The organism is Enterobacter sp. RIT637 (assembly GCF_019718755.1).
In the GTDB taxonomy this organism is placed as follows: domain Bacteria; phylum Pseudomonadota; class Gammaproteobacteria; order Enterobacterales; family Enterobacteriaceae; genus Enterobacter.
On sequence record NZ_JAIHAZ010000010.1, the window covers coordinates 101,608 to 119,884 of the forward strand.

Genomic DNA, 18,277 nt, shown 5'->3' on the forward strand with positions numbered 1-18,277 from the left:
GGTTCCTCATAACCCTGCTTTCAAACTTGCTTCGATAAATTGGTCCAGGCTGCCGTCCAGCACCGCCTGCGTGTTACGGGTTTCAACCCCGGTACGCAGGTCTTTGATGCGGGAGTCATCAAGGACGTAAGAACGGATCTGGCTGCCCCAGCCGATGTCGGACTTGTTGTCTTCCATCGCCTGTTTCTCAGCATTTTTCTTCTGCATTTCCAGCTCATAAAGCTTCGCTTTCATCTGCTTCATGGCCTGGTCTTTGTTCTTATGCTGGGAACGGTCGTTCTGGCATTGCGTTACCAGCCCGGTTGGAATGTGGGTAATACGCACCGCAGATTCCGTACGGTTAACGTGCTGACCACCCGCGCCGGATGCGCGGTAAACGTCAATACGCAGGTCGGCCGGGTTAATTTCGATATCGATATCGTCGTCAACTTCCGGGTAGACAAACGCGGAGCTAAAGGAGGTGTGGCGACGGCCGCCTGAGTCGAACGGGCTCTTACGCACCAGGCGGTGAACGCCGGTTTCGGTACGCAGCCAGCCGTAGGCGTAATCACCAATGATTTTGATGGTCACGGATTTCAGCCCCGCCACTTCACCTTCAGACTCTTCGATAATTTCAGTTTTGAAACCGCGCGCTTCAGCCCAACGCAGGTACATACGCGTCAGCATGCTGGCCCAGTCCTGCGCTTCCGTACCGCCAGAACCTGCCTGAATATCAAGGTAGCAATCAGCGCTGTCGTATTCGCCGGAGAACATACGACGGAATTCGAGCTGTGCCAGCTTCTCTTCCAGAACGTCGAGTTCTGCCACAGCTTCGTTAAAGGTTTCTTCGTCGTCGGCTTCTACAGCCAGTTCCAACAGACCAGAGACATCTTCCAGCCCCTGAGACATTTGGTCCAGGGTATCGACAATCGCTTCGAGAGAGGAACGCTCTTTACCCAGCGCCTGCGCGCGTTCAGGTTCGTTCCAGACGTCCGGCTGTTCCAGCTCGGCGTTTACTTCTTCAAGACGCTCTTTCTTGGCATCGTAGTCAAAGATACCCCCTAAGAACGTCAGAGCGCTCCGTGAGGTCCTGAATGCGGTTTTTTACCGGATTAATTTCAAACATGGTCTGTTTTCTTTTATGGGCTTGTCAAAATGCGGTGATAAGAGCGGGATTGTACCGAATCCACGCCCTTTTTTGTAGCTTTACTGACGCTAAATTGGCCAGATATTGTCGATGATGATCTGAAGGGAGCGGTTGCCGCGAAACTCGTTGATATCAAGCTTATAGGCCAGCTCAACCTCGCGCACGCCGTTGTCCGGCCAAATGGAAGTATCAACGTTGAAGGCGATGCCGTCCAGCAGCGGGCCGCCACCGGCTGGCTCAACCATCACTTTGAGGTGACGTTCGCCAACAATTCGCTGTTGCAGCAGGCGGAAGCGGCCGTCGAACAGCGGCTCCGGGAACATCTGCCCCCACGGCCCCGCGTCACGCAGCATCTGGGCCACCTCCATGGTCATTTCAGCCGGTGAAAGTTCACCGTCGGAGACCACTTCGCCCTGCAACAGCGCAGGGTCAATCCAGTCTGTCACCAGTTCGCCAAAGAGCCGTTGAAACTCGTCGAACTTCGCCTCTTCCAGCGACAGGCCTGCCGCCATTGCGTGACCGCCAAACTTGATCATCAGACCCGGATAAAGCGTATCCAGGCGCTCCAGCGCATCGCGCATGTGCAGCCCCTGAATCGAACGACCGGAGCCTTTCAGCGTGCCGTCGCCCGCGGGGGCAAATGCAATCACCGGGCGGTGGAAGCGCTCTTTGATGCGCGACGCCAGGATGCCGACCACGCCCTGATGCCACTCGGGATGGTACATCGCCAGGCCGCCCGGCAGCGTGTCGCCGCTGCGCTCCAGCTTTTCACACAGGGTCAGCGCTTCTGCCTGCATCCCCTGCTCGATCTCTTTACGGGTCTGGTTCAGGGCGTCCAGCTCGTTCGCCAGCACGCGCGCCTCGCCGATGTTGTCGCACAGCAGCAGCGCGACGCCGACGGACATATCGTCCAGCCTTCCGGCAGCGTTAAGACGCGGCCCGAGGGCAAAGCCGAGATCGCTTGCCGCCAGCTTGAGCGGATCGCGGTTTGAAATTTCCAGCAGCGCCTTAATTCCCGGGCGGCACTTGCCCGCCCGAATGCGGCTTAAGCCCTGCCAGGTCAAAATACGGTTGTTGGTATCGAGCGGCACCACGTCCGCCACGGTACCCAGCGCCACCAGATCGAGATATTCCGCCAGGTTCGGCACGGCAATCCCGCGCGACTCAAACCAGCCCTTATCGCGCAGCAGCGTTCGCAGCGCCAGCATCAGATAAAACGCCACGCCGACACCGGCAAGGGATTTCGACGGGAAATCGCAGTCGCGCAGGTTGGGGTTAATGATGGCTTCGGCTGCAGGCAGCGTTTCACCTGGAAGGTGGTGATCGGTAACCAGCACCGGGATCCCCAGGGCATGCGCGTGATCGACACCCGCATGGGAAGAGATCCCGTTATCAACGGTCAGGATCATCTGCGCACCGCGCGCGTGAGCCTGATCGACCACTTCCGGGCTAAGGCCGTAGCCGTCTTCAAAGCGGTTCGGCACCAGATAGGTAACGTTATCACAGCCCAGCGCGCGCAGGCTGAGCACGCTCAGTGCGGTACTGGTTGCGCCATCGGCATCGAAATCGCCCACCACCACAATCCGCGTCCCTTCCCGGAACGCGTTGTAGAGCATGTCAGTGGCCTTTTCGACGCCGCTCAGCTGCTGCCAGGGCAGCATACCTTTGACGCTACGCTCAAGATCGGCCGCCGTTTGCACGCCGCGGCTGGCATAGAGCCGCTTCAGCAGCGGCGAAAGATCGTCAGGTAAATCAGCCGTGTCAGCCGCTTCGCGGCGGCGCAGTTTTATCGGAGCTTTCACGCGGATTATTTACCCGCAGTCTGTTTCTGGTGCGCGTCGAGGAACTCTTTCATCTCTTTTGGTCCCTGATAGCCCGGCACCACGTAGCCGTTGCTCAGCACGATGGCTGGCGTACCGGTCACGCCAAACTGCACGCCCAGCGCGTAGTGGTTCGCGATATCAATGTCGCAGGAAGCGGGCTTAACGCCTTTGCCGTTCATGGCATCATCAAAGGCCTTGTTGCGGTCTTTCGCACACCAGATAGCCTTCATGTCCTGCTCTGGCTGGCTCTGCACGCCTGCGCGTGGGAAGGCCAGGTAACGCACGGTGATGCCCAGCGCGTTGTAGTCTTTCATCTCTTCATGCAGCTTGTGGCAGTAGCCGCAGGTGATGTCGGTGAAGACGGTAATCACGTGTTTTTCCTGCGCCGCTTTATAAACGATCATCTCTTTTTCAAGCGCGTTCAGGTTTTTCATCAGCAGCTGGTTGGTCACGTTAACCGGCTGCGCGCCGCTCACGTCATACATCGGCCCCTGAATGATGTGCTTTCCGTCTTCGGTCACGTACAGCACACCGCTGTTGGTTAAGACGGTTTTCATGCCCGCAACGGGCGCGGGCTGAATGTCGCTGCTGGTGACGCCCAGTTTCGTCAGTGACTGTTTGATGGCGGCGTCGTCAGCATGAGCAAAACCGGTAAATGAGGCTGCCAGCAGGGTGAACAGCGCAAAAGACTTTTTCATATTTAATCCTGTAACAATTCGTCGGCACTCACGCGCGTGGGTGGTGCTGTTGGTGTAGCTGCCGCAGGCGTTCCGTCGCGACATGGGTATAAATTTGCGTCGTTGAGAGATCGCTGTGTCCCAACAGCATCTGCACCACGCGCAAATCAGCGCCGTGGTTTAGCAGATGCGTCGCGAAAGCATGACGCAAAACGTGCGGCGACAGTTTTTCGCTGTCAATGCCTGCCAGTGTGGCGTAATGCTTGATGCGATGCCAGAAGGTTTGTCGCGTCATCTGCTGCGCGCGCTGGCTTGGGAACAGCACATCGATAGAAACGCCATTCAGAAGCCACGGTCTGCCGTGCTCCAGATACGTCTCCAGCCAGTACACCGCCTCTTCCCCCAGCGGGACGAGCCGCTCTTTGTTCCCTTTACCTATCACGCGAACCACGCCCTGACGCAGGCTGATATCGCTCATTGTCAAGCCAACCAGTTCTGAAACGCGCAAGCCGGTAGCATACAATAGTTCAAGCATCGCTTTATCGCGTAACTCCAGCGGCAGGTCAACAGCGGGTGACTGTAATAATCTCTCAACTTGCGCTTCACTGAGATCTTTCGGCAGCCGCTGCGGAAGTTTAGGCGATGCCAGCAGCGCACTGGGATCGTCCGCACGGATCTTCTCACGGTAGAGATGCTGGAACAGACGACGCATTGCGCTAAGCAGGCGTGCGGAGCTGGTGGCCTTGTAGCCGCCGTCCATCCGCTCGCCCAGCAGCGCCTGAAGGTCATCGTGTTGGACACTCTCAAGCGTCAATTCCCGGTGTGCCAGCCATTCCACCAGCATGGTGAGATCGCGCCGATAGGCACTGAGCGTGTTTTCGGCCAGGTTTTTCTCCAGCCACAGCGCGTCAAGAAACTGTTCGATGAGTGCGAGATCCTTTTCCACATCAACCTCTTTGATTCTGCCATCCGGGCATTATGCCTGATTGCCATCGGTTTCTGGTACACTACGCGCAAAGTCATAGTAAGAATTGAGAACGTTACGCGATGAATATTGGTCTTTTCTATGGTTCCAGCACCTGCTATACCGAAATGGCAGCGGAAAAAATTCGCGACATCATCGGCCCGGAACTGGTGACGTTGCATAACCTGAAAGATGACGCCGTCGCGCTGATGGAACAGTACGACGTGCTGATCCTCGGCATCCCGACCTGGGACTTTGGCGAAATACAGGAAGACTGGGAAGCCATCTGGGATCAGCTCGATTCGCTCAACCTCGACGGCAAAATCATTGCGATGTACGGCATGGGCGACCAGCTAGGCTACGGCGAGTGGTTCCTGGATGCGCTCGGCATGCTGCACGATAAGCTGGCGCCCAAAGGCGCGACGTTTATCGGCTACTGGCCAACAGAAGGCTATGAGTTCACCAGCAAAAAACCGATTATCGCGGATGGCCAGCTGTTTGTCGGGCTTGCACTGGATGAAACCAACCAGTATGACCTCAGCGACGAGCGCCTGGAAAACTGGTGCGAGCAGATTCTGGGTGAAATGGCCGAGAAGTTCAGCTAACGCGAGCTTAGTCCTGCGTCGGTTGCTGTAACATCATCCGGCGCAGATCTCGCCACTCCGCAGCATCCATACTGTCGGCAGCCAGCCACAAATGCTGGCGACGACCACCTTCAGGCTGACGCAGTCTCAGCATCATGCCAACGCTAAGCATCCACGGCGTACCGACGATCTCCCACTCTTTCCCCTGCCAGCGCAGACGGGAATCCATCAGCAGTTTGATTTCACCCTGACGGGCGTTGATCCGGCGCTGGCTGCGCACGCTGTCAAAGACCACAAACGACAGCAGCAATAACCACAGAGGCGTATAGCTTAGCGGCCACGGCATCAGCAAAACAAAGGCCGCAACCAGGCCGTGGAGCAGTAACGACATCCACTGCGAGCGCCATGAGACGCGAAGATCAGATTGCCACAGGACCACGTTCCCGATTCCGTGTTTGAATTAATTGCACCATCCGTTGCAACTCGGTGTCGGCGGGTTTGCCGTGATTCATCAGCCAGTTGAATAAATCCGGATCGTCAGACTCAAGAAGGCGAACAAACAGCCGCTTATCGTCATCGCTTAAGCTGTCATACTCATATTCAAAGAACGGCATGATGGAGATATCAAGTTCGCGCATGCCGCGACGGCACGCCCAGTGAATACGGGCCTTGTTGTTAATATCCATGTTCTGTTTCCTGCATTACGTTTGGCACAGTCGGGATCCCGTTAGGTGTTCTTTATTTCTTTCCGGGAACAGATGCTAGTGTAACGTGTTTTTGACCGTTTCTTTACTGGAATATTGCAATCGCCGAGCCGGATTCCAGAATAACCCTCCAAAAGACAGTAGATTACATTATTTTGCGTGACGCTACGCGTAACCGCGTTATGGCACGAATGGCGTGCTGAAAGCGCTTGCAATGGCTGTAGTCTCTTTTACCATTAGGCATTATCAAAGCGTTAAGCAATTCAGGATATCACTATGGCATTTACTCCATTTACTCCTCGCCAGCCCGCCGCCTCTGCGCGTCTGCCGCTGACGCTAATGACTCTTGATGACTGGGCGCTGGCGACGCTTACCGGTGCCGACGCCGAAAAATACCTGCAGGGGCAGGTGACGGCAGACGTTGCGCAGCTGACTGAACACCAGCACCTGCTGGCGGCGCACTGCGATCCAAAAGGGAAAATGTGGAGCAATCTGCGTCTGTTCCGCCGCCAGGATGGGTTTGCCTTAATTGAACGCCGCAGCCTGCGTGATGCCCAGCTTACCGAACTGAAAAAATATGCTGTGTTTTCCAAAGTCACCATCGCGTCTGACGACGAGCATGTTTTGCTGGGTGTGGCGGGTTTCCAGGCGCGGGCAGCGCTCAAAAATCTGTTCAGCGAACTGCCGGATGCGGAAAAACAGGTGGTCAGCGAAGGTGAAACCTCTATTTTATGGTTTGAGCATCCTGCCGAGCGTTTCCTGCTGGTGACGGATGTTGCCACTGCTGAGCGCGTGACCGAGGCCCTGCGCGGTGAAGCGCAGTTGAACAACAGCCAACAGTGGCTGGCGCTGAACATCGAAGCGGGTTTGCCCGTCATTGACGCGGTGAACAGCGCACAGTTTATTCCGCAGGCGACAAACATCCAGGCGTTGGGTGGAATCAGCTTTAAGAAAGGCTGTTACACCGGTCAGGAGATGGTGGCTCGTGCAAAATTCCGCGGTGCTAACAAACGCGCCCTGTGGACTCTGGCGGGCCGCGCCAGCCGCGTTCCGGAAGCCGGTGAAGATTTAGAGTTGAAAATGGGTGAAAACTGGCGCCGTACCGGCACGGTACTCGCCGCCGTTCAGCTGGATGATGGTCGTCTGCTGGTGCAGGTCGTTATGAATAACGATATGGAAGCCGACAGCGTGTTCCGCGTGCGGGACGATGCCAATACGTTAAGCATTGAACCGCTGCCGTATTCACTGGAAGAGTGATGCTGTATCGCCCGGTGGCGCTGCGCTTACCGGGCCTACTGATCCCGTAGGTCGGGTAGGGCGAAGCCGCCACCCGACAACAAACTACACCTGCCCCACATACAAATAAATCGCAAGGAAGTGGCACACGCTGCCGCCCAGCACAAAGCCGTGCCAGATAGCGTGGTTATATGGAATGCGCTTGCAGACGTAGAAAATCACGCCCAGCGAGTAGACCACACCGCCCACCGCCAGAAGCGTTACGCCTCCAACCGCCAGCTTAATCGCCAATTGATATACCACAATCAGCGACAGCCAGCCCATCGTCAGATAGGTCACCAGCGACAGCACCTTAAAACGGTGTGCGATGGTCAGCTTAAACAGGATCCCCAGCAGGGCCAGGCTCCAGATAACAATCATCAGGCCACGCGACAGCGGCGAGTTTAATCCCACCAGCAAAAACGGCGTGTAGGTGCCTGCGATAAGAAGGTAGATAGCGCAGTGGTCAAATTTTTTGAGCCAGATCTTAGCCCGTTGATGGGGAATAGCGTGGTACAGCGTCGAGGCCAGGAAGAGCAGGATCATACTCCCGCCATACAAGCTGTAGCTTGTAATCGCCATCGCGCTGGCGTTGGTGTCCACCGCCTGCACCAGCAGTAATACTAAACCGACAATCCCAAAAACCAGGCCAATGCCGTGGCTTATGCTGTTGGCTACTTCCTCAGCCAGCGAATATCCCTGTGCGATTAATGGTCTGCTTACCATACTTAACTCCGGGAAAACAAAAGATGATTATTCATCGCCAGACTATGCTAACTGAGAATGATTCCAGTGAACACCTGTTAGCTAAAATAATTACAGTTTTGAAAAATACCAACACAAATCAACATCTTAAAACAATAACTCACCTAACATTTGCTCACATTTAAAATTAGTTATTACGAATCAAGGGCATAAAATAGAGTTATGCCGTCTGACGGCATGTTATGATGAGAAAATGCTGTCTGAATGAGAGTTTTGCTACCGTGAGTATGTTCACCCATTCCGCCGTTGCCAGTCTCAACAATCTTGAGATGATGGTCTACAACTACGTCATTAAAAACCGTGACAAGGTGATGTACATGACCATCCGCGAACTGGCGGACGCGGCTGGCGTCTCCACCACCACTATCCTGCGCTTCTGCCGCAAGCTCAACTGCGAGGGCTACTCTGAATTCCGCGTGCGCTTTAAGCTCTATTTAGAGCAAAATGAACCGCAGCAGGCCAATTTTGGTGCCAGTGAAATTATCAGCTTCTTTAAAAGCGTCAACAATGAAGAGTTTGATGCCTTATTAGATGACGCAGTAGATATTATTTTATCTTCGGAACGCATTATATTTGTCGGCGCGGGCACATCCGGTTCACTGGCAAAATATGGCGCACGCTTTTTTTCAAATATCGGAAAATTCAGCAACCATATCGACGATCCTTATTTTCCCGTCACCAATGATATGGCAAAAAATGCGCTGGCTATCGTGCTCTCCGTCTCGGGTGAAACCGAGGAGATCCTGCGCTTTGCCAGCCAGTTCAGCCTGCACCATTGCAAGGTGCTCTCTATCACCAGCCACGAACATTCTCGCCTGGCAAAGCTGGCGGACTTTAACCTCTCCTGGCATGTACCTCAAATGCGTATTGCCGGCGTGTACGATATTACCACCCAAATTCCCGTCATCTATATTCTGGAATCACTTGGGCGTAAGCTGGCGAAGAAATTAGCAGAATAAAACACCCTGTTTTTTTGGTGTGACAAATCACATTACGCGCAAATTGTTATATCGTGACATTTAATTTCGCTTTGCTAGACTCGATTTCAATGAGTCCTGAATTGAGAATAGCAAAGATGAAAAAACTAACCTTACCGAAAGATTTTTTATGGGGCGGCGCGGTTGCGGCTCACCAGGTTGAAGGCGGCTGGAATAAAGGCGGCAAAGGGCCGAGTATTTGCGACGTGCTGACCGGCGGCGCCCACGGCGTACCGCGCGAAATCACCCAGGAAGTGGTGCCGGGTAAATACTACCCAAATCACGAAGCCGTTGATTTTCACGGCCACTACAAAGAAGACATCAAGCTGTTTGCCGAAATGGGCTTCAGGTGCTTCCGTACCTCCATCGCCTGGACGCGCATCTTCCCGAAAGGTGACGAAACCCAGCCCAACGAGGAAGGGCTGCAGTTCTACGACGACATGTTCGACGAACTGCTGAAGTACAACATCGAGCCGGTCATCACCCTCTCCCACTTCGAAATGCCGCTTCATCTGGTGCAGGAGTACGGCGGCTGGACCAACCGCAAAGTGGTCGATTTCTTTGTGCGCTTCTCTGAAGTCGTGTTTGAGCGCTACAAAAATAAGGTCAAATACTGGATGACCTTCAACGAAATCAACAACCAGCGTAACTGGCGCGCGCCGCTGTTCGGCTACTGCTGCTCCGGCGTGGTCTATACCGAACACGACAATCCGGAAGAGACCATGTACCAGGTGCTCCACCACCAGTTTGTGGCCAGCGCGCTGGCGGTGAAAGCTGCCCGTCGCATCAACCCGGAGATGAAAGTCGGCTGCATGCTGGCGATGGTGGCTCTCTATCCGTTCTCCTGCAAACCAGAAGACGTGATGTTCGCCCAGGAATCCATGCGCGAGCGCTACGTCTTTACCGACGTCCAGCTGCGCGGCTATTACCCGTCCTACGTGCTGAACGAGTGGGAGCGCCGCGGTTTCGCCATCAAGATGGAAGCAGGCGACGAACAGATACTGCGCGAGGGTACCTGCGACTATTTAGGGTTCAGCTACTACATGACCAACGCGGTCAAAGCGGAAGGCGGCACCGGCGATGCGATTTCCGGCTTCGAAGGCAGCGTGCCGAACCCGCACGTCAAAGCCTCCGACTGGGGCTGGCAGATTGACCCGGTTGGCCTGCGCTATGCGCTGTGCGAACTGTACGAGCGCTATCAGAAGCCGCTGTTTATCGTGGAAAACGGCTTCGGCGCCTACGACAAAGTGGAAGAAGACGGCAGCATCAACGACGACTACCGCATCGACTACCTGCGCGCCCACGTGGAAGAGATGAAGAAGGCCGTGACGTACGACGGCGTGGATCTGATGGGCTACACCCCGTGGGGCTGCATCGACTGCGTCTCCTTCACCACCGGTCAGTACAGCAAGCGCTATGGCTTTATCTACGTGAACAAGCACGACGACGGCACCGGCGACATGTCCCGTTCCCGTAAGAAGAGCTTTGAATGGTATAAAACTGTTATCGCCAGCAACGGCGAAACGCTGTAATACATCGCCCTCTCCTCGCACAGGAGAGGGCTAACCTCTTATCCCCCAGACACTTCTTTACAGCTTAAGCGTTGCCAAAAAACCTGCGCCCTATAAGATAAGCCTCGTGAATATTTGAGGCAAAGATGATCAAACGACAACGCAACGCTATCCTGCTTGTTGCCCTGGCCTGTCTGGTGGTGCTGATATGCACCGCTCAGCGGATGGCCGGGATGCACGCGCTTGTCATGAACGTCACCGCCGTAAGCCAGTCTGTCCAGCAGGGGCAGGAGAGCATCGACGCACCGGTGACGCCCTGTGAACTCAGCGCTAAATCGCTGATGGCCGTTCCGCCAATACTGTTTGAAGGCGCTCTCTTTGCCGTCACCCTGCTTCTTGCGCTGCTGGCCGCCAATCCGCCGCGCCGCGAGCGGCTGTGGCCTCCCCGCGTTATCTCCCCGCCCCGATTACGGGTACATCTAAGACTCTGCGTCTTCCGTGAATGAGCATTCGCCTGACACATCAGGTTAATTCATCATTTACGGAGAAAATTTATGTTTACAGTATTCAGGCGACTGCTGGTCTGCCTGCTTTGGCTATGGCTGCCCCTCAGCCAGGCCGCCGACAGCGGCTGGCTACGTGCGGCCGATAATCAGCACGCCAGCGTCAGACTGCGCGCGCAGCCTGACAATAATGGCGATACCCGCCTGCTGCTGGATGTCGCCCTTGAAAAAAGGTGGAAAACCTACTGGCGCTCGCCGGGAGAAGGGGGCGTTGCCCCTGCCATTCGCTGGCATCAACCGGTTGATGCCACCTGGCGCTGGCCTACGCCCGAGCGTTTCGACGTTGCTGGCATCACCACGCAGGGTTATCACGGCGACGTGAGTTTTCCCATTACGGTGCGTGGCGAGTCGCCAAAAACCCTGAGCGGCGTGCTGACGCTGTCTACCTGCAGCAACGTCTGTATTCTCACCGACTACCCGTTCTCGCTGGATCTGACGACCCGCGCGGGCGGCGACTTTGATTACGATTACAGCCGGGCGATGGGCACGCTGCCGCTCAGCAGCGGATTGACGTCAGCGCTTAGCGCCAGCTACGCCTCCGGCAAGCTGACCGTGACGGCACAACGTGACGCAGGCTGGCAGCAGCCCTCGCTGTTTGTCGACAGCATGGACGATGTTGATTTCGGCAAGCCAACCTTTTCCGTGCGCAGTGGGTCGCTTGTCGCCACCGTCCCGGTGACGGACAGCTGGGGCGACGCTGCACCTGACATCAGCGGCAAAACGCTGTCGGTCGTTCTCGCGGATAGCGGCCAGGCGCAGGCGTCCAGTCTGAATATCGGGAAAGGCCCCCTTACGCCAGCGTTCCCGTTAGGCTGGGTACTGCTGATGGCGCTGGCTGGCGGCCTGATCCTGAACGTCATGCCCTGCGTGCTGCCCGTGCTGGCGATGAAGCTCGGCACGCTGATGCAAACCGAACGTCAGGCGCGCGGCCAGATACGCAGGCAGTTTATTGCCTCGGTAGGCGGGATCGTAATCTCGTTCCTCGCGCTGGCGCTAATGATGACGGTGCTGCGTTTAGGAAATCAGGCGCTCGGCTGGGGGATCCAGTTCCAGAACCCGTGGTTTATCGCGGCGATGGCGCTGGTGATGGTGCTGTTCAGCGCCAGCCTGCTGGGATTATTTGAGATCCGCCTCCCTTCCTCTGCCAGCACCTTTCTCGCCACGCGCGGCGGCAACGGGCTCGCGGGCCATTTCTGGCAAGGCGCATTTGCCACCCTTCTGGCAACGCCCTGCACCGCGCCGTTCCTGGGTACTGCCGTGTCAGTTGCGCTGGCGGCACCGCTCCCGCTGCTGTGGGGCATCTTCTTTGCGATGGGCGTCGGCATGAGCCTTCCCTGGCTGCTGGTGGCAGCCTGGCCGGGACTGGCACAGAGGCTGCCGCGTCCGGGGCGCTGGATGAACGTGGTGCGGGTGGTATTGGGATTGATGATGCTCGGCTCGTCCCTGTGGCTGCTGAGCCTGCTGGTGGTGCATATCGGCACGCTGCCCGTCATCACGCTCGGTGTGACGCTGATCCTCATCCTGCTGCTGGTGACCGCCTGGCGCTACCGCTGGCAAACCGCGCTGCGGGCCGGTGCCTTTGCCCTGGTCATTGCCGCCGCCGTGGCGTTTGTTACTGCCCCCGGCGGGGAGAATGGCCGTCGCGATCGGGTGAACTGGCAGCCGCTGAGCGAAGGGGCGATTGCCCGCGCACTGGAAGACAACAAGCGGGTGTTTGTCGACGTGACCGCCGACTGGTGCGTGACCTGTAAAGCCAATAAATACAACGTATTGCTGCGCGACGACGTGCAGGATGCGCTTTCCGCACCGGATATTGTCGCCCTGCGCGGAGACTGGAGCCGCCCTTCCGCCAGCATTAGTCAGTTCTTAACCACGCGTGGCAGCGCCGCCGTGCCGTTTAACCAGATTTACGGACCGGGATTACCGCAGGGCCACGTGCTGCCTGCGTTATTAAGCCGCGACGCGGTGCTAACCACCCTGTCCGACGCGAAAGGAAAATAACATGAGAGCCTTCATTGCTTTACTTCTGCTGTCTTTATCCACGTTCAGCGTCGCCGCGCCGTCGGATGACGCGTCCAGTGACCAGCTGGCTAAACTGCTGTTCAACGACCCCAATAGCCCGCGTACCGGTGCGAAAGCGCCGAAGCTGATTATTGTCTCTTTCACTGACTACAACTGCCCTTACTGCAAGCAGTTCGACCCCATGCTGGAGAAAATCGTGCATGACAACCCGGACGTGCAGCTCATCGTTAAGCTGTTACCGTTCAAGGGCCAAAGCTCGGTGAATGCGGCAAAAGCGGCGCTTTCGGTATGGCAGCAACAGCCTGATAAATTCTGGGAACTGCACCAGAGGCTGATGATGAAAAAAGGCTATCACGATGATGCCAGCATCGCCGCGGCGCAGGTGAAAACTGGAACAGACAGCATTAAGACGGAGGATAAAACCATGGACTCTCTGAAGATGAACCTGATCCTGTCGCAGGTGCTGAATATTCAGGGCACCCCGGCGACCATCATCGGCGACCAGATGGTCGCGGGAGCCATTCCTTATGACGATCTGGAGGCGCTGGTGAAAGAACAGCTGACGCAAGCCCGTGGCCGGTAAGCTCCCGCGCCTGATGCGCGAACTGGCTATGTGGCTGCTGATCGGCATTGCCGTGAGCCTGGCGGTGGATTATTTCCGCCAGCCCGCCCTGCCGCAGAATTTCGCCTCAGCCGCGCTGCAAACGCTCGATGGTCAGCCCGTCGACCTTATCGCCATGAGTGAGGAGCGTCCGCTGCTAGTGTACGTCTGGGCAACCTGGTGTGGCGTATGCCGCTACACTACGCCGTCCGTAGCGGCGATTGCCGCAGAGGGCGGCAACGTGATGTCGGTTGCGCTGCGCTCCGGTGATAACGCCACGCTGGAGAGATGGCTGGTGAAGAAGAAGCTGGCATTACCCACGATCAACGACGCCAGCGGAAGCCTGTCTCGCCAGTGGGACGTGCAGGTTACACCCACGCTGGTGGTGATCTCTCACGGAGAGGTGAAGTCGATCACCACCGGCTGGACCAGCAGTTGGGGCATGCGCCTGCGGCTCTGGCTGGCGCGGTAACCGTTACTTTCCGCCTGCCAGCTCCAGGAAGCTGCCGGTCACGTAGGAGGCTTTGTCGCTCAGCAGCCAGGTAATGGCCTGAGCGACTTCCTCCGGCTGGCCGCCGCGCTGCATGGGCAGCATAGACTTCACCCGATCCACGCGCCCCGGCTCGCCGCCGGAGGCGTGGATATCGGTATAGATCAGCCCGGGGCGTACGCAGTTAACGCGAATGCCCTGCGCTGCCACCTCCAGCGATAATCCCGTCGTCAGCGAGTCCACCGCACCTTTGGATGCGGCGTAATCCACATATTCCCCCGGCGCGCCCAGACGGGAGGCTGCGGAGGAGACGTTCACTATCGCGCCTCCTTTACCACCATGCTTGAGCGACATACGCTTTACCGCTTCCCGACAGCAGAGAAAATAGCCCGTGACGTTGGTGGCCAGCACGCGGTTAATGCGCTCGGCTGAGAGACTTTCGATGGTCGACTGCTCAAACAGAATACCCGCATTGTTCACCAGCGCCGTCAGCGGCTCACCTTCACGATCGATACTGTCAAACATCGCCATAACCTGCGCTTCATCACTGATATCCGCGCGCACGGCAAACGCTTTACCGCCTGCCTCAACAATCTGATTGATGACGTCCGTCGCGGCCTTGATGTTATGGTGAAAATTCACCGCCACGGTGTAGCCTTCGTTTGCCAACTGCAGCGCAGTGGCTTTACCAATGCCCCGGCTCGCGCCGGTGACGAGTGCAATTGCCATTCACAACCTCCAGATAAAAAAAAGCCGGGTGGCGGCTTCGCCTTACCCGGCCTACGTTACTACATAAGCACTATTACTGGTATTCGCTCATCGGCACGCAGGAGCAGAACAGGTTACGGTCGCCGTACACGTCATCAAGACGCTTCACGGTCGGCCAGTATTTGTTTGCCACGCCTGCCGGGAAGACCGCCAGCTCACGGGAATAACCGTGATTCCACTCCGCCACCATCTCGTGCTGGGTGTGCGGTGCGTTGACCAGCGGGTTATCTTCCAGCGTCCACTCGCCGTCCTGCACGCGGTCGATCTCCATGCGGATCGCGAGCATCGCGTCGATAAAGCGGTCCAGCTCGGCTTTGCTTTCAGACTCCGTTGGCTCCACCATCAGCGTACCCGCAACCGGGAAGGACATGGTTGGCGCGTGGAAGCCGTAGTCGATCAGACGCTTGGCGATATCCAGCTCGCTAATGCCGGTCTGCTCTTTCAGCGGACGAATGTCGAGGATGCACTCATGCGCCACGCGACCGTCACGGCCGGTATAGAGCACCGGGAAGGCAGACTTCAGGCGAGTCGCAATATAGTTGGCGTTGAGGATCGCCACCTGGCTCGCCTGCTTCAGCCCTTCCGCGCCCATCATGCGGATGTACATCCAGCTGATTGGCAGGATAGAAGCGCTACCGAACGGTGCCGCAGAGACCGCGCCCTGACGGGTCAGCATGCCTTCAATCTGCACCACGCTGTGGCCCGGCACAAACGGTGCCAGGTGCGCTTTCACGCCGATAGGACCCATGCCCGGGCCGCCACCGCCGTGCGGGATGCAGAAGGTTTTGTGCAGGTTCAGGTGCGACACGTCCGCGCCGATAAAGCCCGGAGAGGTAATACCCACCTGAGCGTTCATGTTTGCGCCGTCGAGGTAAACCTGACCGCCGAACTGGTGCACCACTTCGCACACTTCACGGATGGTCTCTTCGTACACGCCGTGGGTGGACGGGTAGGTCACCATGATGCAGGAGAGCTTGTCGCCCGCCTGCTCGGCTTTCGCACGCAAGTCGGACAGATCGATGTTGCCGTTCTTGTCGCACGCAACGACCACCACTTCCATACCCGCCATCTGGGCAGAGGCCGGGTTGGTACCGTGAGCGGAGCTTGGGATCAGGCAGATATCGCGATGACCTTCGTTGCGGCTTTCGTGATAGTGGCGGATCGCCAGCAGGCCCGCGTACTCGCCCTGCGCGCCGGAGTTCGGCTGCATGCAGAGCGCGTCGTAACCGGTCAGCTTCACCAGCCAGTCGGAAAGCTGGTTGATCATCATATGATACCCTTCCGCCTGCTCTGGCGGGCAGAACGGGTGCAGCTCGGAGAATTCAGGCCAGGTGATAGGGATCATCTCTGCCGCGGCGTTCAGCTTCATGGTGCAGGATCCCAGCGGGATCATCGCCTGGTTCAGCGCCAGATCCTTGCGCTCCAGAGAGTGCATGTAGCGCATCATCTCGGTTTCGCTGTGATAGCGATTAAAGACCGGATGGGTCAGGATCGCGTCGTTACGCAGCATGCTTTCCTGAATGGAGCGGCTGTCGAGCGCGACCTCTTTGTCGAGCGCGTCAATATCCAGACCGTGCGCGTCGCCCAGCAACACGCTGAACAGGTTCAGGATATCGTCGCGGGTGGTGCTTTCATCCAGCGTAATGCCGACGGCGTTGTGAATGTCGCTGCGCAGGTTGATCTCTGCCGCATTCGCGCGCGCCAGCACCGCCGCTTTGTCCGCCACGTCCACACACAGGGTGTCGAAGTAGTGAGCGTGGCGCAGCTTAAGGCCTTTCTGCTGCAGGCCGCAGGCCAGAATATCGGCCAGGCGGTGAATGCGGCTGGCAATGCGCTTCAGGCCAGCCGGGCCGTGGAACACGGCGTACAGGCTGGCGATGTTTGCCAGCAGCACCTGCGAGGTACAGATGTTGGAGTTCGCTTTCTCGCGGCGGATATGCTGCTCGCGGGTCTGCATCGCCATGCGCAGCGCGGTGTTACCGGCAGCATCTTTTGAGACGCCGATAATGCGGCCAGGCATGGAGCGTTTGAATTCATCTTTCGCGCCGAAGAACGCCGCGTGCGGTCCGCCGTAGCCCATCGGCACGCCAAAGCGTTGCGCCGAGCCGAATACGATATCCGCGCCCTGTTTGCCCGGCGCCGTCAGCAGCACCAGCGCCATAAAATCGGCGGCAACGCTGACAACCACTTTGCGGGATTTCAGCTCGGCAATCAGCGTACCGTAGTCGTGAACTTCACCGGTGGTGCCTACCTGCTGCAGCAGCACGCCGAAAACGTCCTGGTGATCAAGCACTTTGTCGGCGTCGTCGACGATCACGTCAAAGCCGAAGGTCTCTGCGCGGGTACGCACCACGTCCAGCGTCTGCGGATGCACGTCCGCCGCCACGAAGAAGCGGTTGGCATTTTTCAGCTTGCTCACGCGTTTGGCCATCGCCATTGCTTCGGCGGCAGCGGTCGCTTCATCCAGCAGCGAAGCGGAGGCGATATCCATACCGGTCAGATCCAGCGTCACCTGCTGGAAGTTCAGCAGCGCTTCCAGACGGCCCTGAGACACTTCTGGCTGATAGGGGGTGTAAGCGGTGTACCAGCCCGGGTTTTCCAGCATGTTGCGCAGGATAACCGGCGGCAACTGCACGTTGGTGTAGCCCATGCCAATGTAAGACTTATAGCGCTTGTTCAGGCCTGCGATAGCCTTCAGCTCCGCCAGCGCGGCGAATTCCGTAGTGGCTTCCCCCACCTGAGGCGGCGTGGCAAGCTGGATGTCTTTTGGCACAATCTGGCCGATCAGTGCGTTTAATGAATCCGCGCCAACTGTCTTCAGCATCTCCTGCTGTTGCTGAGCATCCGGCCCAATGTGACGTTCAATGAAGGCGCCACGGTTTTCAAGCTGGCTTAAAGTCTGTGTCATGAGCGATGGTTCCTGAAACGTGCAGTGAATTTAAGTTCCCTCTCCCTCTGGGAGAGGGTTAGGGTGAGGGGAAGACTGGCACCCTCACCCCTGCCCTCTCCCGGAGGGAGAGGGGGATAAACAATTACTCGTCTTCTAACAGTGCTTCGTACGCGGTCGCATCCAGCAGCGCGGCAACCTGAGATTCGTCGCTGGCTTTGATCTTGAAGATCCAGCCGCCTTCATAAGGCTCGCTGTTCACCAGCTCTGGCGAATCGCTCAGCGCGTCGTTGACGGCAACGATTTCGCCGCTCACAGGAGCGTAGATGTCTGATGCCGCTTTTACGGACTCCGCTACGGCGCAGTCGTCGCCCGCGCTAACGGTCGTGCCCACGTCAGGCAGGTCAACAAACACCATGTCGCCCAGTAGCTCTTGTGCGTGCTCGGTGATCCCTACGGTGTAAGTGCCGTCCGCCTCTTTGCGCAGCCACTCGTGTTCTTTGCTGTATTTCAGTTCTGCTGGCACATTGCTCATTGAAG

At 57.3% G+C, this 18,277-nt stretch carries 18 protein-coding genes; 8 read left to right on the forward strand and 10 right to left on the reverse strand.

Annotation, left to right across the window (positions count from 1 at the left end):
• Window positions 1–6: 6 nt before the first annotated feature.
• The 4 genes from prfB to xerD all read right to left on the reverse strand — a co-directional run bounded on the left by prfB (window position 7) and on the right by xerD (window position 4,572).
• Window positions 7–1,105, reverse strand: a protein-coding gene (gene prfB / locus K5E19_RS15490; protein WP_100166356.1) for a peptide chain release factor 2 whose coding sequence is annotated in 2 segments (ribosomal slippage) — window positions 7–1,029 and window positions 1,031–1,105 — 1,098 coding nt in all. Because the reading frame shifts where the segments join, the coding sequence is not laid out codon by codon here.
• An 89-nt stretch (window positions 1,106–1,194) separates the two neighbouring features.
• Complete coding sequence (gene recJ, locus K5E19_RS15495) at window positions 1,195–2,928, reverse strand: single-stranded-DNA-specific exonuclease RecJ (protein ID WP_221552001.1); 1,734 nt, start codon at window positions 2,926–2,928, stop codon at window positions 1,195–1,197.
• A gap of 5 nt (window positions 2,929–2,933) precedes the next feature.
• Window positions 2,934–3,647, reverse strand: a complete 714-nt coding sequence (dsbC, locus tag K5E19_RS15500) for a bifunctional protein-disulfide isomerase/oxidoreductase DsbC (RefSeq protein ID WP_010435313.1) — start codon at window positions 3,645–3,647, stop codon at window positions 2,934–2,936.
• Window positions 3,648–3,675: 28 nt separating this feature from the next.
• Complete coding sequence (gene xerD, locus K5E19_RS15505; RefSeq protein ID WP_221552003.1) at window positions 3,676–4,572, reverse strand: site-specific tyrosine recombinase XerD; 897 nt, start codon at window positions 4,570–4,572, stop codon at window positions 3,676–3,678.
• 101 nt (window positions 4,573–4,673) lie between these two features.
• Between xerD and fldB the strand changes: the two genes are divergently transcribed.
• Window positions 4,674–5,195, forward strand: a complete 522-nt coding sequence (fldB, locus tag K5E19_RS15510; RefSeq protein ID WP_042716099.1) for a flavodoxin FldB — start codon at window positions 4,674–4,676, stop codon at window positions 5,193–5,195.
• Between the two features lie 7 nt (window positions 5,196–5,202).
• On the opposite strand, the gene K5E19_RS15515 is transcribed toward fldB, so the two are convergent.
• Together K5E19_RS15515 and sdhE are read right to left on the reverse strand one after the other, a co-directional pair.
• The gene (locus K5E19_RS15515; RefSeq protein WP_010435320.1) at window positions 5,203–5,613 is read right to left on the reverse strand and encodes a protein YgfX; all 411 of its coding nucleotides are present in this window, start codon (window positions 5,611–5,613) and stop codon (window positions 5,203–5,205) included.
• Entirely contained in the window at window positions 5,594–5,860 is a 267-nt protein-coding gene (sdhE, locus tag K5E19_RS15520; protein WP_010435322.1) for an FAD assembly factor SdhE, read from the reverse strand. Before sdhE ends, K5E19_RS15515 begins: the two co-directional genes overlap by 20 nt.
• 294 nt (window positions 5,861–6,154) lie before the next feature.
• Here sdhE and ygfZ point away from each other — a divergent pair, with 294 nt between their 5' ends.
• Entirely contained in the window at window positions 6,155–7,135 is a 981-nt protein-coding gene (ygfZ, locus tag K5E19_RS15525; RefSeq protein WP_221552004.1) for a tRNA-modifying protein YgfZ, read from the forward strand.
• A gap of 84 nt (window positions 7,136–7,219) precedes the next feature.
• Here the strand turns inward: ygfZ and trhA are convergent, their stop codons facing one another.
• Window positions 7,220–7,879 carry a PAQR family membrane homeostasis protein TrhA gene (gene trhA / locus K5E19_RS15530; RefSeq protein WP_003863433.1) on the reverse strand — a complete coding sequence of 220 codons (660 nt, stop codon included), beginning with the start codon at window positions 7,877–7,879 and terminating at the stop codon, window positions 7,220–7,222.
• A gap of 266 nt (window positions 7,880–8,145) precedes the next feature.
• Between trhA and K5E19_RS15535 the strand changes: the two genes are divergently transcribed.
• The 6 genes from K5E19_RS15535 (at window position 8,146) to K5E19_RS15560 (ending at window position 14,064) form a co-directional block, all read left to right on the forward strand.
• Window positions 8,146–8,877: a MurR/RpiR family transcriptional regulator gene (locus tag K5E19_RS15535; RefSeq protein WP_221552023.1), complete on the forward strand. Its 732-nt coding sequence runs from the start codon at window positions 8,146–8,148 to the stop codon at window positions 8,875–8,877.
• A gap of 116 nt (window positions 8,878–8,993) precedes the next feature.
• Window positions 8,994–10,427: a 6-phospho-beta-glucosidase BglA gene (bglA, locus tag K5E19_RS15540; protein WP_221552005.1), complete on the forward strand. Its 1,434-nt coding sequence runs from the start codon at window positions 8,994–8,996 to the stop codon at window positions 10,425–10,427.
• Window positions 10,428–10,552: 125 nt separating this feature from the next.
• Window positions 10,553–10,912: a copper resistance protein gene (locus K5E19_RS15545; RefSeq protein WP_221552006.1), complete on the forward strand. Its 360-nt coding sequence runs from the start codon at window positions 10,553–10,555 to the stop codon at window positions 10,910–10,912.
• 48 nt (window positions 10,913–10,960) lie between these two features.
• The gene (locus K5E19_RS15550; protein WP_221552007.1) at window positions 10,961–12,970 is read left to right on the forward strand and encodes a protein-disulfide reductase DsbD; all 2,010 of its coding nucleotides are present in this window, start codon (window positions 10,961–10,963) and stop codon (window positions 12,968–12,970) included.
• Between the two features lies 1 nt (window position 12,971).
• A complete protein-coding gene (locus K5E19_RS15555) occupies window positions 12,972–13,574 on the forward strand; it encodes a DsbA family protein (RefSeq protein ID WP_221552008.1) in 603 nt (200 codons plus the stop codon).
• Between the two features lie 13 nt (window positions 13,575–13,587).
• Window positions 13,588–14,064, forward strand: coding sequence for a protein disulfide oxidoreductase (locus K5E19_RS15560; protein WP_260411823.1), 477 nt, complete (start codon window positions 13,588–13,590; stop codon window positions 14,062–14,064).
• 3 nt (window positions 14,065–14,067) lie between these two features.
• On the opposite strand, the gene K5E19_RS15565 is transcribed toward K5E19_RS15560, so the two are convergent.
• The 3 genes from K5E19_RS15565 to gcvH form a co-directional block, all read right to left on the reverse strand.
• Complete coding sequence (locus K5E19_RS15565; protein ID WP_221552010.1) at window positions 14,068–14,811, reverse strand: SDR family oxidoreductase; 744 nt, start codon at window positions 14,809–14,811, stop codon at window positions 14,068–14,070.
• A gap of 73 nt (window positions 14,812–14,884) precedes the next feature.
• Entirely contained in the window at window positions 14,885–17,758 is a 2,874-nt protein-coding gene (gene gcvP / locus K5E19_RS15570) for an aminomethyl-transferring glycine dehydrogenase (RefSeq protein WP_221552011.1), read from the reverse strand.
• A 124-nt stretch (window positions 17,759–17,882) separates the two neighbouring features.
• Window positions 17,883–18,272, reverse strand: a complete 390-nt coding sequence (gene gcvH, locus K5E19_RS15575; protein WP_008499718.1) for a glycine cleavage system protein GcvH — start codon at window positions 18,270–18,272, stop codon at window positions 17,883–17,885.
• Window positions 18,273–18,277 lie beyond the last annotated feature (5 nt).

Excerpts from the sequence above, each read along its gene's own strand:
- dsbC (WP_010435313.1), bottom strand. The coding sequence starts at position 3,647 with ATGAAAAAGTCTTTTGCGCTGTTCACCCTGCTGGCAGCCTCATTTACC.
- fldB (WP_042716099.1), top strand. The coding sequence starts at position 4,674 with ATGAATATTGGTCTTTTCTATGGTTCCAGCACCTGCTATACCGAAATG.
- sdhE (WP_010435322.1), bottom strand. The coding sequence starts at position 5,860 with ATGGATATTAACAACAAGGCCCGTATTCACTGGGCGTGCCGTCGCGGC.
- ygfZ (WP_221552004.1), top strand. The coding sequence starts at position 6,155 with ATGGCATTTACTCCATTTACTCCTCGCCAGCCCGCCGCCTCTGCGCGT.
- trhA (WP_003863433.1), bottom strand. The coding sequence starts at position 7,879 with ATGGTAAGCAGACCATTAATCGCACAGGGATATTCGCTGGCTGAGGAA.
- K5E19_RS15535 (WP_221552023.1), top strand. The coding sequence starts at position 8,146 with ATGTTCACCCATTCCGCCGTTGCCAGTCTCAACAATCTTGAGATGATG.
- bglA (WP_221552005.1), top strand. The coding sequence starts at position 8,994 with ATGAAAAAACTAACCTTACCGAAAGATTTTTTATGGGGCGGCGCGGTT.
- K5E19_RS15545 (WP_221552006.1), top strand. The coding sequence starts at position 10,553 with ATGATCAAACGACAACGCAACGCTATCCTGCTTGTTGCCCTGGCCTGT.
- K5E19_RS15550 (WP_221552007.1), top strand. The coding sequence starts at position 10,961 with ATGTTTACAGTATTCAGGCGACTGCTGGTCTGCCTGCTTTGGCTATGG.
- K5E19_RS15555 (WP_221552008.1), top strand. The coding sequence starts at position 12,972 with ATGAGAGCCTTCATTGCTTTACTTCTGCTGTCTTTATCCACGTTCAGC.
- K5E19_RS15560 (WP_260411823.1), top strand. The coding sequence starts at position 13,588 with ATGCGCGAACTGGCTATGTGGCTGCTGATCGGCATTGCCGTGAGCCTG.
- K5E19_RS15565 (WP_221552010.1), bottom strand. The coding sequence starts at position 14,811 with ATGGCAATTGCACTCGTCACCGGCGCGAGCCGGGGCATTGGTAAAGCC.
- gcvP (WP_221552011.1), bottom strand. The coding sequence starts at position 17,758 with ATGACACAGACTTTAAGCCAGCTTGAAAACCGTGGCGCCTTCATTGAA.
- gcvH (WP_008499718.1), bottom strand. The coding sequence starts at position 18,272 with ATGAGCAATGTGCCAGCAGAACTGAAATACAGCAAAGAACACGAGTGG.